This window comes from Blautia sp. Marseille-P3201T, from assembly GCF_900120295.1.
GTDB lineage: Bacteria > Bacillota > Clostridia > Lachnospirales > Lachnospiraceae > Blautia.
On record NZ_LT635468.1, the window covers coordinates 268170 to 284672 of the forward strand.

Annotated in this window: 14 protein-coding genes; 7 read left to right on the plus strand and 7 right to left on the minus strand. The window is 36.3% G+C overall.

Annotation, left to right across the window (positions count from 1 at the left end; all coding sequences use genetic code 11):
* Positions 1-205 precede the first annotated feature (205 nt).
* The 4 genes from BQ7352_RS04210 to BQ7352_RS04225 all read left to right on the plus strand — a co-directional run bounded on the left by BQ7352_RS04210 (position 206) and on the right by BQ7352_RS04225 (position 2532).
* The gene (locus tag BQ7352_RS04210) at positions 206-769 is read left to right on the plus strand and encodes a hypothetical protein (RefSeq protein ID WP_072447224.1); all 564 of its coding nucleotides are present in this window, start codon (positions 206-208) and stop codon (positions 767-769) included.
* Entirely contained in the window at positions 757-1317 is a 561-nt protein-coding gene (locus BQ7352_RS04215; protein ID WP_072447226.1) for a hypothetical protein, read from the plus strand. The genes BQ7352_RS04210 and BQ7352_RS04215 overlap by 13 nt, the downstream gene beginning before the upstream one ends.
* 104 nt (positions 1318-1421) lie before the next feature.
* Positions 1422-2003: a cytochrome O ubiquinol oxidase gene (locus tag BQ7352_RS04220; protein WP_072447228.1), complete on the plus strand. Its 582-nt coding sequence runs from the start codon at positions 1422-1424 to the stop codon at positions 2001-2003.
* On the plus strand, positions 1984-2532 hold the full coding sequence (locus BQ7352_RS04225; protein ID WP_003022022.1) for a hypothetical protein: 549 nt from the start codon (positions 1984-1986) through the stop codon (positions 2530-2532). The genes BQ7352_RS04220 and BQ7352_RS04225 overlap by 20 nt, the downstream gene beginning before the upstream one ends.
* Before the next feature lie 82 nt (positions 2533-2614).
* On the opposite strand, the gene BQ7352_RS04230 is transcribed toward BQ7352_RS04225, so the two are convergent.
* Complete coding sequence (locus BQ7352_RS04230; protein ID WP_072447230.1) at positions 2615-3367, minus strand: hypothetical protein; 753 nt, start codon at positions 3365-3367, stop codon at positions 2615-2617.
* A 184-nt stretch (positions 3368-3551) separates the two neighbouring features.
* On the opposite strand from BQ7352_RS04230, the gene BQ7352_RS04235 reads away from it, so the two are divergent.
* Positions 3552-3956, plus strand: a complete 405-nt coding sequence (locus BQ7352_RS04235; RefSeq protein WP_072447232.1) for a hypothetical protein — start codon at positions 3552-3554, stop codon at positions 3954-3956.
* A gap of 99 nt (positions 3957-4055) precedes the next feature.
* Here the strand turns inward: BQ7352_RS04235 and BQ7352_RS04240 are convergent, their stop codons facing one another.
* Both BQ7352_RS04240 and ileS read right to left on the minus strand, forming a co-directional pair.
* On the minus strand, positions 4056-6518 hold the full coding sequence (locus tag BQ7352_RS04240; protein WP_072447234.1) for a glycogen/starch/alpha-glucan phosphorylase: 2463 nt from the start codon (positions 6516-6518) through the stop codon (positions 4056-4058).
* A 21-nt stretch (positions 6519-6539) separates the two neighbouring features.
* Positions 6540-9683 carry an isoleucine--tRNA ligase gene (gene ileS, locus BQ7352_RS04245; protein ID WP_072447237.1) on the minus strand — a complete coding sequence of 1048 codons (3144 nt, stop codon included), beginning with the start codon at positions 9681-9683 and terminating at the stop codon, positions 6540-6542.
* Positions 9684-10369: 686 nt separating this feature from the next.
* On the opposite strand from ileS, the gene BQ7352_RS04250 reads away from it, so the two are divergent.
* Both BQ7352_RS04250 and BQ7352_RS04255 read left to right on the plus strand, forming a co-directional pair.
* Positions 10370-11806 (plus strand): D-alanyl-D-alanine carboxypeptidase family protein, encoded by a 1437-nt coding sequence (locus BQ7352_RS04250; RefSeq protein WP_072447239.1) that lies wholly within the window; start codon positions 10370-10372, stop codon positions 11804-11806.
* A gap of 205 nt (positions 11807-12011) precedes the next feature.
* Positions 12012-13526 (plus strand): M14 family zinc carboxypeptidase, encoded by a 1515-nt coding sequence (locus BQ7352_RS04255; protein WP_072447242.1) that lies wholly within the window; start codon positions 12012-12014, stop codon positions 13524-13526.
* Positions 13527-13581: 55 nt separating this feature from the next.
* Here BQ7352_RS04255 and BQ7352_RS04260 read toward each other — a convergent pair whose 3' ends face one another.
* From BQ7352_RS04260 to nusG, 4 genes are all read right to left on the minus strand, one after another.
* A complete protein-coding gene (locus tag BQ7352_RS04260) occupies positions 13582-14544 on the minus strand; it encodes a 3'-5' exonuclease (RefSeq protein ID WP_072447244.1) in 963 nt (320 codons plus the stop codon).
* Between the two features lie 151 nt (positions 14545-14695).
* A complete protein-coding gene (gene rplA, locus BQ7352_RS04265; protein WP_003021997.1) occupies positions 14696-15391 on the minus strand; it encodes a 50S ribosomal protein L1 in 696 nt (231 codons plus the stop codon).
* A gap of 56 nt (positions 15392-15447) precedes the next feature.
* Positions 15448-15873, minus strand: coding sequence for a 50S ribosomal protein L11 (gene rplK / locus BQ7352_RS04270; RefSeq protein WP_003021994.1), 426 nt, complete (start codon positions 15871-15873; stop codon positions 15448-15450).
* A gap of 96 nt (positions 15874-15969) precedes the next feature.
* The gene (gene nusG, locus BQ7352_RS04275) at positions 15970-16491 is read right to left on the minus strand and encodes a transcription termination/antitermination protein NusG (RefSeq protein ID WP_003021992.1); all 522 of its coding nucleotides are present in this window, start codon (positions 16489-16491) and stop codon (positions 15970-15972) included.
* Positions 16492-16503: the final 12 nt, after the last annotated feature.

Genomic DNA, 16503 nt, shown 5'->3' on the forward strand with positions numbered 1-16503 from the left:
CTTTGCTTTATAAATACAATATTTGAATTTTTCTGTTACTATTTATAGATTATGTATTTTTTAGTATTATTTTTTCAATATTCTGTTATTTTCTTTTACTTTTTCATTCAATATAAATACAATATAATATTCATTTGTCATTTGAATTTCCAAATAATGTTTGTTATGATGTAATTATTGATAATATTATTAGACAGGTGAGACTATGGATACAGAAAATTTTCCTTTCGATACAAAACTTTTCCTTTCTGATCTCCAGCAGAAGGATTACTTACTCCTTTTTAAGCATTATGTAAAAAAACATATTCCAGAGTTTAAAACAATAAAATACCGATGTTTTATTATCGGCAATATTCTCAACTTTATATTATCTACTGTACTCTATATCGCTTTTGATATTAACTGGATGAAATGGTTTCTTATCGCATTTATCATAGTCTGCATTCATACACTACTATATGTTACGACACATGCAGCTTTATATTTCGATTTATACTGGGATGCTCAAAGCACTTTAAAAAGAAAAGGCTACTATATTCATTCTTTACAGTTTACTGAAGAAAAAATCATTATAGAACGCTATAAAAATTTCGAACCGGTAATTTCTACATATAATTGGCAAGATATAAATATATCAGATATAAGTCTTTATGGTATTGCTATAAAAGATTTTGAAATTATATATATACCAGATTGTGTATTCCCTGATTATAAAGTTTTTAAAAATTTTTGTAATTGGTATAGGAGAAAATATTTATGCAAAAAATAAACACAGAAATTTATTTTGAATTTCCCAAATACCGTCGTCTAATTATGTGGTGGGGTAATCGCCAAAAAAGGGCTCGGGATATCCGTATCAGAATATTCATAGGACTTATTCCTACCATAGGAATTTTTATAGCATATTGGTATATGGGTTCACGTGATGTTTTATTAGAAAATAATGCAGGCATTTTTTTTATTCTTACAATTATATTTCTTATAATAGCAGAAACATACGCTATACTAATCGGAACTCCATATAAATTTGCAAAAGTATACTGGAAAGTTTTAAGATGGAAAAAAGAAATGGGTACATATATAAAAAGTATTTCTTTTTTTTCAGATTGTATGAATATAGAATATAGTCTTCTAAATATTCCTTTTCAGGAAACTATTTTATACAATCAGCCAACAGATATCAACGTATCCCCTTTTGGCATTATTATTGAAATGGAAGGTGAACGCAATTTAATCTTCTTGCCTAAAGAACTTTTTTCAGATAATGAGCAATACATGACTTGTAAAAAATATATTGAGCAAAATTTTGACTGTTAAGTTGGAGCTTAATCTCTAAGCGTACACATCATAATAAGTATAAATTCTTTTTAATATAGATTTTTGTAGATTATACAACTAAATTTAACAAAAGGAAACGAAATATGGAAAAGCAATACGAATTTGAAGTTAAAGAAAACCCAAATGAATACCTAAAAATATTTTGGGAACATTATAAAAATCATCAAATATTTTTTCGGAAGAAGATAATATTTGCACTAATTTCCTTGGTTGCATTTATTCTTTTACTCTTTATAACCTATATAGATTTTGGAAAAATAATCTTTTCAGATAGTCTATTCTTGTTAGAAATGGTCATTCTATTTTGTTGTATTGGATATGTTGTTCCATCCGTAGCTGTTTTTCTCGAAATAAAGCAAATATATCAGCAATATTGGACAGCCCGTAAAATTTTATATAAAACCGGTACATACACACAGAACATTTGCTTTTTACCAAATGGATTAAAAATATCAGGATATAGAAAAGAAAAACCAGTAGCTCAACATATAGATTATACAGACGTGGCACAAATACGCTTTTATAGAAATGGAATAATCATACAACCACAGAAATCTCAGGATTACATTTACATTACAAAAAAACAACTGAAAGAAAAAAGTGCTCTTAACGTAATTAAAAATTGGTACAAGGAGTATACAAAGAATGGTAAAAATCAACTATAACTATGATAAAAAAGAGTTTACCCAATTATTCAGAAAATGGTATAAACGAACCTTAAAAGGAAATTGTATAAGAATATATTTTTTATTGCTCTTTTTAATATTAGGATATATTACTTACAAAGCCGGAAATGAATTACTTTATACATCTCAGGGAAAAATACAAAAATCTATTTTGATAGTAATGAGCATTCCCTATTTAATTGTATTTCTACTGTTTTTATTATTTCTATTTTATAATTACATCGTCGCTTACAGATGCTGGAAAAGAACAAATTTTATGAAAGAAATTTTAGGTACTTACATAGAGTCAATATCCTTTTATGATACTTATGTTGTATTCGAAGAAACTGTTTTGCATGAAAAAATCCAAAAAAACTTCAATTATTCCGACATCCAAAAGATAACTATCTGTAAAAACGGTATAATTTTCTTCTTAGAAAAAGCTCCTCTTTTTATCTGCCAAAAGAGCTTTTCTGTTCAAGAAGAATATGACATTGTATGTAAATGGATAAAAGACAGAACAGCTTAATTATACTAATAAAGGCTATTGCTTTAAACATTATTCAAGAATATTTACTTAATGCAACAGCCTTTCTAAGTTATATATCTTTCTACAAATCATCAAAAATAAAAGAAAGTGCATAATATGTGTTTTCTTTTAAATAATATGTAACCGTTACCGTAGAATTCACACTTGCTTCCTCCGGTATTGAAGTCTCTGTTGTATCAAATACCAAGCTTTCTCCGCTATAATCACCTTCACGAACATGGATTTTCATGGTTTTGTCAGTAATTTCCTCTATTTCTCCAGAAGAAACATATACAACAATTTCTTTCTCGTCATTATCGGTAGAAATTTTTGTTACAATATTTTTCCCATTTTCCTCATAATAAGTAATCAAAACCGTTATTCCTGTTTTAATTCTACATTCTCTGTTTTCTGAATAACCTGAAGTCGGAATAACCTCTTTTTCTGCATTTGTAATATCAAATTCTACTCCACGGTCAAGACCTTCTTCCGGATAATTTCTTCCTTCAGGATTTTCTAAATCCACAGTAATTGTATTTCCTTCCACATCTAAGACATAACCTTCTACTGTTTTCTCCTGTCTAACAACATCTTCTTCCCCTTGGCTTTCTGCGTAACTTTCTTCATCATTTTGTTCCATAGAATTGGCAGCAGGCTCGTTTTCTGTTTCATGTTCCACAGAATTCCCCTGTAATACTTCCTCGTCTAATTTTTCTTCTTCAACTGTATTCTTATCACTCTGAATTGTTTCTTCTGTTTTTGCAGGTGTACAGCCTCCCAGTAAAGAAGTCATCATCAGCAAATTTAATGCCAGCAGTAATGATTTTTTCACCATTTTATCCCCCTCATTTTGCAAAAATTCTATAACAATTATAATACAACGTACGCTAAAAAGGAAGCACTTACAAAAATGTTTGTTTTTCCATTCATAAATCTATTTACAACCTTGCACCTTTCTGTAAACATGAGATATAATTGCCTTAACTTTTAGCAAGCGCTATGCACAGAAAGAGGAAATTATGCGAAAAAATCTAAAGAAATTATTTACATTCATTGTTTATGCTTTTTTTATCATTGGTATTCACTACTATGTAGAAGTTGGAAGTATTTTACCAGCTATGACACTTTATTTTATTTATGTATTAGGTGGATGCAGTATAATCAATTTTTTTGCCGGAAGAATTTTTCAAAAACTGAATGGCATTAAAACATTCTTAGGAAGAATTTTTTATGCTCTTTTAGTCTGTTTTGTAGTGTTTTTTGCATGCTACCTTTTATATAATCATTTCGGTCACACATGGCACCTTAGTACAGCATTTCGCTCCGACACATATATCATAGTTTCATTATCAACATTGGGATTTTTCTTAGGTGAACTATATCAATACAAGAAGGAAAAGAAGAATACCTTAACAGACTCTTAAAATTTGCAGAAAAAATTTTCGGAGCTGTCGCTTTAAACATTCTTCCGAAATATCTATATGCTTAAAGCAACCGCTCCTCATATTCAAAATTCTTATTTATTATTTCCCAATTACAACCTTATCCAGATGCCAAATCTCATCCACATACTGCTGAATAGTTCTGTCAGATGTAAATTTACCTGAACAAGCAGTATTCAAAAGCGCCATCTTCGCCCATCTTGCTTCATCCTGATAAGCTTCTTCTACTTTTTCCTGTGCTGCTGCATAAGATTTGAAGTCAGCCAGAATAAAGTAAGTATCCGCTCTGTCACTGCTGTTTGTATTCAGCAGAGAGTCATAGATTTCTCTGAACATATTGAAATCTCCGTTAGAATATGTTCCGTTAATGAGCTGCATCAGTACGTTTCTGATATCAGGGTCATTGTTGAAATACTGCATTGGGTCATAACCGCCGTTATTTTCGTAGTTAATAACTTCATCAGAAGATAAACCGAAGATAAAGGCATTTTCTGCTCCTACTTCTTCCACGATTTCCACGTTTGCACCGTCCATGGTACCGATTGTAGGCGCACCGTTTAACATAAATTTCATGTTTCCTGTTCCGGAAGCTTCTTTACTTGCAGTGGAAATCTGCTCAGATACATCTGCTGCCGCAAAAATCATTTCCGCATTGGATACACGGTAGTTTTCAATAAAAATAACTTTAATCTTTCCGTCAATAGATTTATCATTGTTAATCACATCTGCCACTGCATTAATCAGCTTAATGGTCTGTTTTGCACGTCTGTAACCTGCTGCTGCCTTTGCTCCAAAGATGAAAGTTCTTGGATAGAATGGCATTTCCGGATGTTCTTTAATCTTGTTGTACAGATACATAACATGCAGAATATTCATTAACTGACGTTTGTATTCATGCAGACGTTTTACCTGAACATCAAAGATAGAATTTGGATTTACTTCAATTCCGTTGTGCTCCAGAATATATTTTGCCAGACGTACCTTATTCTGGTATTTGATATTCATGAATTCCTGCTGTGCCTTTTTATCATCTGCATACACTTTCAATTTAGAAAGCTGTGATAAATCAGTAATCCATCCATCTCCGATATGTGCAGTTACCCAAGATGCCAACAGTGGATTTCCGTGTAACAGGAAACGTCTCTGAGTAATACCGTTTGTTTTGTTGTTAAATTTATCAGGATACATTTCGTAGAAATCTTTTAATTCCTGTTTTTTCAGAATTTCCGTATGCAGTCTGGCAACACCATTTACAGAATGACCTCCGGCAATAGCCAGATGAGCCATTTTTACCTGTCCGTCATAGATAATTGCCATTTTACGGATTTTTTCCTGATTTCCCGGATATTTCTGCTGAATTTCCAGTAAAAATCTACGGTTAATTTCTTCGATAATCTGATAAATTCTGGGAAGCAGTCTGGAGAACAGCTCAATCGGCCATTTTTCCAATGCTTCTGACATAATTGTATGGTTTGTATAAGCACAAGTCTGTGTTGTAATATTCCATGCGTCTTCCCATTCTAAGTTTTCTTCATCCACTAAAATACGCATAAGCTCTGCTACTGTCATAGTCGGATGAGTATCGTTTAACTGGAAAGCCACTTTCTTTGGCAAATCATGTAAGTCACTGTGTGTCTTCTTAAATTTTGCAATTGCTTCCTGAATACTTGCAGAAATAAAGAAATACTGCTGTTTTAAGCGCAGCTCTTTTCCTGCATAATGATTATCGTTTGGATAAAGAACTTCTACAATGTTCTTTGCAAGGTTTTCCTGCTCTACCGCTTTATGATACTCGCCTTTATCAAACAAATCCAGACGGAAGTCATTGATTGCTTCTGCATCCCAGATACGCAGTGTATTTACAACATTATTGTTGTATCCTACGATTGGCATATCATAAGGTACTGCAAGCACAGACTGATAACCTTCCTGAATAAAATGATTTCTGCCTGTTGCAGGGTCGTATTCTACTTTTACGTAACCGCCGAATTTTACCTCTTTGGCATATTCCGGACGGCGAAGCTCAAACGGATATCCGTTTTTCAGCCAGTTATCAGGCACTTCTACCTGATATCCGTCTTCAATTTTCTGTTTAAACAATCCATAATGATAACGAATACCGCAGCCGTAAGCACAATATCCCAATGTTGCCAGAGAGTCTAAGAAGCAGGCAGCCAGTCTTCCCAAACCACCGTTTCCAAGAGCCGGATCCGGCTCCTGGTCTTCAATTACATTTATGTCAAATCCAAGCTCGTCCAAAGCTTCTTTTACTTCATCATAAGCACATAAATTGATTAAGTTATTTCCAAGGGCTCTGCCCATGAGAAACTCCATGGACAGGTAATAAACAATCTTCGGGTCGTCCTTCTCATACTGTTTCTGTGTCAAGAGCCAGTTGTCAATAATTACGTCCTTTACAGCAAGAGAAACCGCCTGAAAAACTTGTTCCTGGGTTGCTTCTTCTATTGTTTTTCTGTAAAGCATTTTTACATTTTCTTTAACGCTTTTTTTGAATTCCTCTTTTTTAAAATGATTGTCTAACATTCCCTTTTTCCTCCCCAACTCTTATGAAAGCTTTTCTACACCTAATTTTACATTTTCGGAGTTAATCTTCCATTCTTTTGTATAACCACTCACTTCATTATATACCACATTTTCTGCCAGAACTTCTGATTTGATTTCTTTTTCATGTACACGGAAAATTCCTTCAATTACCTGATTATCTGCAAGAGAAATCTGGATTTTATCCATAACTTCAAATCCTGCTTCCTTACGCATTGTCTGGATTTTACTGATAATTTCACGAACAAATCCCTCTTCAATAAGCTCTGGTGTAAGGTTTGTATCCAGTACAACAGTGACGTCATTATCTGCTTCTGAAACATATCCTTCCATCTGTGCCATATCAATTAAAAGGTCATCTTCTGTGAGAACGATTTCCTGTCCGTTCACTTCAAAAGTAAGCGCACCTTTCTCCTTTAATTCGTCCATCGCTTTATTACCGTCAAGTTTAGAAAGTGTCTCTTTAATGCCCCCTAAGAATTTTCCATATTTCGGTCCAACTGTCTTTAACTGCGGTTTAAAACTATAAGATGTAAATTCTCTTACATCATCTGTGAATACCACTTCTTTCACGTTCAGCTCGTCTGCAATGATTTCTTTATAGAATTCAGATAATTCAAATGGAGCTTTTACGAACATCTTACCGATTGGCTGACGGTTCTTAATGTTTGCCGCATTTCTGCACGCACGACCCATAACAACTGCTTTCAGTAAGTTATCCATGTTCTGCTCTAATTCTTTATCAATCCACTCTTCTTTTACTTCCGGGAAGTCGCATAAGTGAATACTTTCCGGTGCATTTTTATCAAGGCTTCTTACTAAGTTCTGATAAATATCTTCTGTCATGAATGGCACCATTGGAGCTGCAGCCTTGGAAATTGTCACTAATGCAGTGTACAGAGTCATGTAAGCATTAATCTTATCCTGCTCCATTCCCTTTGCCCAGAAACGTTCACGGCTTCTTCTTACATACCAGTTACTCATATCATCTACAAATTCCTGAAGCGCTCTTGCTGTTTCCGGAATTCTGTAATTTTCCAGATTTTCATCTACGGCTTTTACTACGGTATTTAATTTCGATAACAGCCATTTATCCATTACAGGGAGTTTATCGTATTCTAATGTATATTTTGTTGCATCAAATTCATCAATATTTGCATAGAGTACAAAGAACGCATAAGTATTCCACAGTGTACCCATGAATTTACGCTGTCCTTCCTGTACAGCCTTTCCATGGAAACGATTTGGCAGCCATGGCGCACTGTTTACATAGAAATACCAGCGAATTGCATCTGCACCGTATTTTTCCAATGCTTCAAATGGGTCTACAGCATTGCCTTTGGACTTACTCATTTTCTGTCCGTTCTCATCCTGTACGTGTCCCAAAACAATAACGTTTTTATATGGCGCTTTATTAAATAACAGAGTGGACTCTGCCAGAAGAGAATAGAACCATCCACGAGTCTGGTCTACTGCCTCTGAAATAAAGTCAGCCGGGAACTGCTGTTCAAATAAGTCTTTATTTTCAAATGGATAATGATGCTGTGCAAATGGCATTGCACCGGAGTCAAACCAGCAGTCAATTACTTCCGGTACTCTGTGCATTGGTTTTCCACATTTTGGACAGGTAATTGTAATTTCATCAATATATGGTCTGTGCAGCTCAACAGTCTTAGCAGCTTCATTTCCACTCATTTCATAGAGTTCCTGTCTGCTGCCGATAGAATGCTGATGTCCACATTCACATTCCCATACGTTTAATGGTGTTCCCCAGTAACGGTTACGGCTGATACCCCAGTCCTGAACGTTTTCCAGCCAGTCTCCGAAACGGCCTTTTCCAATACTTTCCGGAATCCAGTTAATTGTATTATTATTGCGAATTAAGTCATCTTTTACTGCTGTCATCTTAATGAACCAGGACTCTCTTGCATAATAAATCAGAGGAGTATCACATCTCCAGCAGTGTGGGTAACTATGCTCAAACTTCGGTGCAGAGAATAATAATCCTCTTTCATCTAAGTCTTTTAACACTTCAGGGTCTGCTTTTTTGCAGAAAGTTCCTGCCCATTTTGTTTCTGCTGTCATTTCACCTTTTTCGTCTACAAGCTGAAGGAATGGCAGATCGTATTTTCTTCCTACTTTACTGTCATCTTCACCAAATGCAGGTGCAATATGAACAACTCCTGTACCATCTGTTAAAGTTACATAGCTGTCGCATACAACATAGTGAGCTTTTTTGTTCAGTTCTTTAAAGTTATATAATGGCTCATATTCTTTATATTCCAAATCTTTTCCAACATAAGTTTCCAGAACCTCATAAGCAGGTGTTCCTTCTTCTCTTTCCAAAGAACCAAGAACAGTATCAAGAAGCGCTTCTGCCATATAATAAGTATATCCGTCAGCAGCTTTTACTTTTACATACTGCTCATCAGGATTTACACAAAGCGCAACGTTAGATGGAAGTGTCCATGGTGTTGTTGTCCATGCCAGAATATAAGCGTCTTCGCCTACTACTTTGAAACGTGCAATAGCGGAACGTTCTTTTACATCCTTATATCCCTGTGCCACTTCCTGCGCAGACAAAGGAGTTCCACAACGTGGACAGTAAGGAACAATCTTAAATCCTTTATAAAGAAGTCCTTTGTTCCAGATTTCTTTTAATGCCCACCATTCAGACTCAATATAATTGTCATCATAAGTAACATAAGGATTATCCATATCAGCCCAGAAACCTACCGTAGAGGAGAAATCCTCCCACATTCCTTTATATTTCCAAACACTTTCCTTACATTTATCAATAAACGGAATTAAACCATATTCTTCAATCTGTTCCTTTCCGTCAAGGCCTAACAGCTTTTCTACTTCAAGCTCTACAGGAAGTCCATGTGTATCCCATCCAGCCTTACGTGGAACCATTTTTCCTTTCATAGTACGGTATCTTGGGATCATATCTTTGATAACACGTGTAAGCACGTGTCCGATATGCGGTTTACCATTCGCTGTAGGAGGACCATCATAGAAAGTATATGTTTCTCCCTGTTTTTTCTGTTCCATACTCTTTTTGAAAATATCATTATCTTTCCAGAATTTTTCGATATTTTTCTCGCGTTCTACAAAATTTAAATCTGTAGTGACTTTTTGATACATTTATATTCTCCTCTCTTGAATTTCGGAATACTCATATATCTGACGCTCAGTCTGCGTTCGCTTTGAGCCTGTAGTCTCAAAGTGTACTCGACAAATTCGCTCAAGCTATATGAATATTCCTAATATAGATTTCATTGTATAGAGCATAATTGTGATATATTCCTGTCCGCCGCAGTGCGATCCTCGCGGAGCGTTTTTCTTTCACAAGACGCAGTTTCCTATGAAAGAAAAACTCCCGCCCTGTAACAGGACGAGAGTAAAATTCACTTCGTTATACCACCTCTTACAACATACAAAGTATTATGACTTTTATATGCGCTCCCTTTAACGGAGGAAACCCGGCATCTCCTACTTTATTCAGATAGCAACTCCGGAGTGATTTTCTTTCACCTCTACTGGTATCAGGCTTTCACCATCCCTGACTCGCTGAAACTTTCGACAGTCAAATACTCTCTCCATCACAGTTTTTCATATAGATTTATTATACTTAGTATATTCCAAATTTGTCAAGGGCTAGGCAGGATTTCTTTACAAAACGTTTTGTCAAAGGCTAGGCTTTTTAAGCTGTCACCCCTAAACAGGTAGAGAAAGTTTTCTGCATTTCTTATTTTCAAATTTATTGATATAATTTTGTAAATCGCTTATAATGTACAGTAGTTTACGTAATGAAAAAGTGAGGATTTTTTATGAAAAAGAGGGGATTATCTTTGTTCTGTGCTCTTTTGGCCAGTACAATCATTACTATAAGCAATGGAACAACTCTTGTTTTGGCAACAGAAACCACACCGGAAGCTTCTGCTACAGCACCGGAAACACCTGAAGAGCCGGCTGTTCCTGAAAGTTATGAATGGGAAATTCAGTCAAACAATATACCCGGCTGGCCGGAAGGTCCAAAAGTCATGGCTGAAACAGCTATTGTCATGGATATTGACACAGGCGAAATACTCTATGCAAAAGGAATTGATGAAAAACGCGCTCCTGCCAGCACAACAAAAATTATGACAGCTATGCTGGCAATTGAAAAAGTTCCTTTTGAAACCCAGATTACTTTCACGAATGAGGTCAATAATATTGAGGCCGGAAGCACTCATATCGGCATTAAACCAGGGGAAACATTAACTATGAAAGACTGCGCTTATGCTATTTTACTTGCATCAGCCAATGAAGTCTCTTCCGGTGTCGCAGAATATATCGGCACAACCGTTCCTGCCTTTGTGGACATGATGAACCAACGCGCAAAAGAGCTGGGCTGCACCAATACCAACTTTGTCAATGCCAATGGTTTGTATGATGAAAATCACTATACAACAGCCCGTGATTTAGCAATCATAGCAAAAGCAGCTTTCCAAAATGAAACTTTCCGTGAAATTGTGAAAACACCTTATTATATTGTTCCTAAAACAAATCTGACTGACGAAGAGCGTTGGCTTAATAATCATCATAAAATGATTTTACAAGGACCTGAATATTATGAGGGATGCCTGGGTGGCAAAACGGGTTATACAGAAAAAGCAGGAAACACTCTGGTCACTTACGCAGAAAGAAATGGTCGCAAACTGGTCTGTGTTGTGCTGGCAGATATTAATATTGCTGCACAGTATACAGATACCAGTGCCCTTTTAAACTATGGATTTGATTACTTCCAACGTCTTGACACTGCTATCGTTTCCCTCTCCCCTGCACAGTCCGATGAACTGGGAAAACGATTAGAAGAAAAAGGTCTTTTATCCACAGCTTTTGAAACATCTTCTATTAGTATTCCAAAAGAGCCGGAAGAAGACTTAACCTGTAAAGTCGCTTTAGAAAACAATATGCTTAATATCGATTATTATTATGGAAAGCAGCAGATTGGTAACTCATCTATACAAGCTTCTGACGATGTCCTAAAAGTTGCTCAAGAACTATCTCTGAACGAAACAGCAAAAACAGACGCAGCTGTTTCTCAGAGCCCTTCAAAAGACAGTAATACTTCCGAGAAAGATAGTATTCTTCCATCATGGAAATATATTGCATTGTTTTTATTGATAACAGGAGTTCTTTTCTATATTATTGTTTTAATTGTAAATATAAAACGAAGAATTAAAAGACGGAAACGTAAGAAAGCAAAATTACACAAATACTAAAAAAATGCAGTTGAATTTCGCAAAATGCTAAGTTCAACTGCTTTTTGTATATTTTCGCCTATGTAGATAATTATATTCTGTATATTTTGTACAATCTTTATATTTATTCGCTATTTTAAGTAATTTATATGTATATTTTGACGTTTTTTAGTCGTATATCACTGTATTATAATAGCATAATATATTTCACAAGGGGGTGTCGAACATGAAACGGAAATGGATTTTAATGCTTCTGACTTCAATTCTTGCATCATCTACAATTTTAAGCGCATGCTCCACTTCTAACGAAACAGTTGCGACAAAAAAAGAAAACAAAGAGGAGGGACCTGTTGATTTAGGTACACCACCGGGAAATCCAAAAGAAATCCCGGAAAACCTAAATATCGATTGGAATTATAGGTATCATTTTAATGAGCTGGAAGACCAGCTTACTGCCATGGCAGATACCTATCCAGATTTAACAGAAAAATATTCCATTGGCACTTCATGGAGAGAACGTGATTTATGGTGTCTTGAAATCACAAATGAAAAATCAAAAAACGAAAACAAAACAGGCATTGGCATCTTTGCCAACATCCACGGCGGAGAGCGTGAATCAGCATCCTCAGCTATGTATACTGCATGGTGGACTTTGCTGAATTCCAAAGAGGATTATGTAAAAAAGATGCTGGATAACTATATTCTTTACGTTATCCCTGTTATCAATCCAGACGGATATGAAGAATCCTTTGTTATTAATACTCGTGAAAACCTCCGTCCAAGAGATAAAAACGGTGATGACACTTATTTCAGCGATCCATACACTGACATTGATGGTGACGGCTTTATTGCCACTTTATATCGCGGTACTGCGGATATGCAGCCAGATCCTTATGGCGATTTACCTGAAGGTATGAAACGTTTCGGTCGTGAGTCCAAAGATTGGGATAAAAACGGTATTTTAGGTGATGATCCAAGAAACAGCGGTATTGACATGAACCGAACCTTTGATTACCAGTGGAATCGTTTTGATATTGATACCGTAGGAACCACGAATATTGGCGGCGAAACATGGGGCGGCGCAGGAGATGGTCCTGCCACAGAACCAGAGGTACAGGCAGTTCAAAACTTCCTGAAAAAAACACCTATGCACGCATTAGTTTCCCTGCATACGTATATTCAGGCAGTTCTTTACCCATGGTGTTACAGAGACTATGATCCTGAAAATCCAATCGATAAAGATTTACCATTTATAAAAGAAACTTCCGAAAAAATGGCTGCAAAATTCTCGGAAACAACAGGAAGAAAATATTACAGCAAAGACTCTCATAATGACTATCCTACTTCCGCAGAGCTTATTGACTATGCTTATGGAAAATTCGGCATTCATGCTTATACCATAGAAGTTTACTGCGCCGGTACTTCTGAACAAAATGAGGGTAGCGAATATGTATGGGGTAATCAATTACCTGATCCAAAATGGGTATTTTACGATCAAACGCAGTTAAAAGCAATGTGTGAAAAAGAAGGTATCGACTTTGCATCTCTTACAGACACTAAAGGCGAACCTTTAAAAGAAAATGAAGGACTGTGGTTCTGCACAAGTTCTGATAACCAGATGGTAAATCGCACTCCTGAAGACCAAGACAAAGTAGTTGAAGGAGCAAAAGATGCCATTCTTACTATGATCGAGTCCGAACCTTACGGCGATGGAAGTAAAGTTCCTGATTATATGAAATAAAATAATTTCCTATAAAACAAGAATAGGGATACGCATACAAATCTCATGCGCATCCCTATTTTTTCTTCTTTTCTTGATGTCTTTTCATACGGCGCTTTTTTCTCAAAGCTTCCTTCTTCTCACGAATTTCCAATGCCTCTGCTTCATCAATTCGCTTTAAGGTTTTTACCACATAATATTTCCCTTCATCTGTCTTTTTAATTCTTGCCTTTCCTTTAAAATAGCCATGTTCCGGACAATAAGCAAGGCATAAATGAGATTTCGTATTAACGGCAAACCAACGAATTTTCTTTTTCGCCGTTCTTTTACAAAGGAAACACTGAGTTTTCGTCACTTCCTTATCCAGCATTGCTTCTTCCTTGGAGTAAAATTCTCTGGATATAAACTTAGAATAATCCTTAAATACCGTATAAATCTCGCTGTTCTTATCTTTTGGGTTTTGATAGCAGTCAATAGAATAATTTCTTTTCATGAAATTTTCCGGTATTTTTTTCAATATTTCTGCTGTATAATGCGCATCATTTAATGCCTGATGAAAAGTATCTCCTTTATCCATCTTCAAAAAGTCAATGGCATACTCTAAGGAACGAGTTGTTTTTTCATTCTCATAAATCAATCCAAATAATTTTTGCACATCGTAGTAAAAAACAGGTCCTTTCAGCAAAGAAAGCATTCTGTAATATTTCAAATTCCGCTGCAATTCCACCAAATCCGCCGAACCCCATGTGCAAAATTTTACGTCTGTCCCGCACCACTCCAGAAATTTCTTTACAGCAGCTTTAAAAGGAATACCTTCCTCCAATCTATTTGAAGTAATTCCCAGAATTTCCTTGGTTCGAAAATGCAGCCGATGATAAACTGCCGGTTTTACAATTTCCTGAAAGGAGTCTATCACGTTTCTGTTCTCATCCAGCTTTACCGCACCAATTTCAATAATTTCAAAAGGCAGTTTTTTATTCTCTTTTTCTTTTCCGTAAGGGCATTGGTTCCATTCTAGGTCAAAAACAATATAATTCATATCAGTACCTCTCCCTGCCAGCCATTGGCTTGGCAAAACAATTCTAGCAAAATATCATTTACAAGTCAACGACAGAACAAGCACCTTCCTAAAACACAAAAAGAGACTGTCCACTAATCTCTAGTGCAACAGCCTCTTTTTTATTCATCTATTACTGAGCTAATTTAACTGGGTTAACCTTTACGCTTGGTCCCATTGTGGAAGCCAGAGTTACGCTCTTTAAGAACACACCCTTTAATGCGCTTGGTCTAGCTTTGTTAATAGCTCCCATAAGCGTCTGGAAGTTGTCCGCTAACTGCTCCTCTGTGAAAGAAGCTTTTCCGATTGGCACGTGAATGATATTTGTTTTATCAAGACGATATTCAATCTTACCAGCTTTGATATCCTGAACAGCTTTTGTAACGTCCATTGTTACTGTACCAGCTTTTGGGTTTGGCATTAAGCCTTTAGGTCCGAGAACACGTCCCAGACGACCAACAACACCCATCATATCTGGAGTTGCAACAACAACATCAAAATCTAACCATCCTTCGTTCTGGATCTTTGGAATTAAGTCCTCAGCTCCTACGAAATCTGCACCAGCTGCTAATGCTTCGTCAGCTTTTGCATTCTTAGCGAATACTAAAACACGAACAGTTTTTCCTGTTCCGTGAGGCAGTACAACTGCACCACGAATCTGCTGTTCAGCATGACGTCCATCACAGCCTGTTCTGATATGAGCTTCGATTGTTTCGTCAAATTTAGCTACGGCTGTTTTCTTTACTAAAGAAATTGCCTCTGCTGGATCATATAAATTTGTACGGTCAACTGCTTTTGCAGCCTCTGCGTATTTCTTTCCGCGTTTCATATAAATAACCTCCTAGTGGTAATTGCGGGAATGTCCCTCCCACGTTTGTTGATAGTTTAGTCTTCTACTTGAATACCCATACTTCTTGCAGTACCAGCAATCATGCTCATAGCTGCTTCTAAGGATGCTGCATTTAAGTCTGGCATTTTCATTTCTGCAATTTCCTGAATTTTAGCTTTGGAAATTGTAGCAACTTTTGTTTTATTCGGAACGCCTGAACCAGATTTGATGTTGCAAGCTTTCTTTAATAAAACAGCAGCCGGCGGAGTTTTTGTGATGAAGCTGAAGCTTCTGTCCGCATATACTGTAATAACAACAGGGATGATTAAATCTCCCTTATCTGCTGTTCTTGCGTTAAATTCTTTTGTAAACTGAACAATGTTTACACCGTGCTGACCTAAAGCAGGACCAACTGGTGGAGCTGGTGTTGCCTTTCCAGCAGGAATTTGTAATTTAATATAACCTGTTACTTTCTTTGCCATTTTCGGCACCTCCTATAATGTGGTAATTGCGGGAATGTCCCTCCCACGAGCCATGTGACATTATGGCCCTTCGTCCTGTTATTTCTCTTGTCTGTCTTATGAAAGACTCTTTACTTCTGCGAAACTTAAATCTACTGGTGTTTCGCGACCAAACAGCTCAACATTAATTGTCACAATCTGTTTTGCTTCGTTAATACTCTGAACAACGCCCACAGTATCTTTCCAAACACCGCCTGTGACAACGACACTGTCGCCTTCTGTGAAGTCAATCTCAACATCTCCTGTAAAGGAAATACCAAGTGCTTCAATTTCTCCCTCTGTAAGAGGAACCGGCTTAGATCCCGGACCAACAAATCCTGTAACACCACGTGTGTTTCTCACGACATACCATGTATCGTCGTTCATTACCATGTGAATCAGAACATAGCCGGGGAACATCTTTTTCTGAACCTGTTTTTTCTCACCGTTCTTCAGCTCCACTACGTCCTGCATGGGTACTCGGACTTCTAAAATCTGATCCTCCAGGTGTCTGTTTTCAATTGTCTTATCAATGTTGGCCTTTACTTTGTTTTCATACCCTGAATAGGTATGAACAACATACCAATTTGCTTCTGACATCTTCTTCACCTT

What these genes read in the sequence shown, in the direction of transcription:
- BQ7352_RS04210 (WP_072447224.1), top strand. Translation starts at nt 206, where the DNA reads ATGGATACAGAAAATTTTCCTTTCGATACAAAACTTTTCCTTTCTGAT.
- BQ7352_RS04215 (WP_072447226.1), top strand. Translation starts at nt 757, where the DNA reads ATGCAAAAAATAAACACAGAAATTTATTTTGAATTTCCCAAATACCGT.
- BQ7352_RS04220 (WP_072447228.1), top strand. Translation starts at nt 1,422, where the DNA reads ATGGAAAAGCAATACGAATTTGAAGTTAAAGAAAACCCAAATGAATAC.
- BQ7352_RS04225 (WP_003022022.1), top strand. Translation starts at nt 1,984, where the DNA reads ATGGTAAAAATCAACTATAACTATGATAAAAAAGAGTTTACCCAATTA.
- BQ7352_RS04230 (WP_072447230.1), bottom strand. Translation starts at nt 3,367, where the DNA reads ATGGTGAAAAAATCATTACTGCTGGCATTAAATTTGCTGATGATGACT.
- BQ7352_RS04235 (WP_072447232.1), top strand. Translation starts at nt 3,552, where the DNA reads ATGCGAAAAAATCTAAAGAAATTATTTACATTCATTGTTTATGCTTTT.
- BQ7352_RS04240 (WP_072447234.1), bottom strand. Translation starts at nt 6,518, where the DNA reads ATGTTAGACAATCATTTTAAAAAAGAGGAATTCAAAAAAAGCGTTAAA.
- ileS (WP_072447237.1), bottom strand. Translation starts at nt 9,683, where the DNA reads ATGTATCAAAAAGTCACTACAGATTTAAATTTTGTAGAACGCGAGAAA.
- BQ7352_RS04250 (WP_072447239.1), top strand. Translation starts at nt 10,370, where the DNA reads ATGAAAAAGAGGGGATTATCTTTGTTCTGTGCTCTTTTGGCCAGTACA.
- BQ7352_RS04255 (WP_072447242.1), top strand. Translation starts at nt 12,012, where the DNA reads ATGAAACGGAAATGGATTTTAATGCTTCTGACTTCAATTCTTGCATCA.
- BQ7352_RS04260 (WP_072447244.1), bottom strand. Translation starts at nt 14,544, where the DNA reads ATGAATTATATTGTTTTTGACCTAGAATGGAACCAATGCCCTTACGGA.
- rplA (WP_003021997.1), bottom strand. Translation starts at nt 15,391, where the DNA reads ATGAAACGCGGAAAGAAATACGCAGAGGCTGCAAAAGCAGTTGACCGT.
- rplK (WP_003021994.1), bottom strand. Translation starts at nt 15,873, where the DNA reads ATGGCAAAGAAAGTAACAGGTTATATTAAATTACAAATTCCTGCTGGA.
- nusG (WP_003021992.1), bottom strand. Translation starts at nt 16,491, where the DNA reads ATGTCAGAAGCAAATTGGTATGTTGTTCATACCTATTCAGGGTATGAA.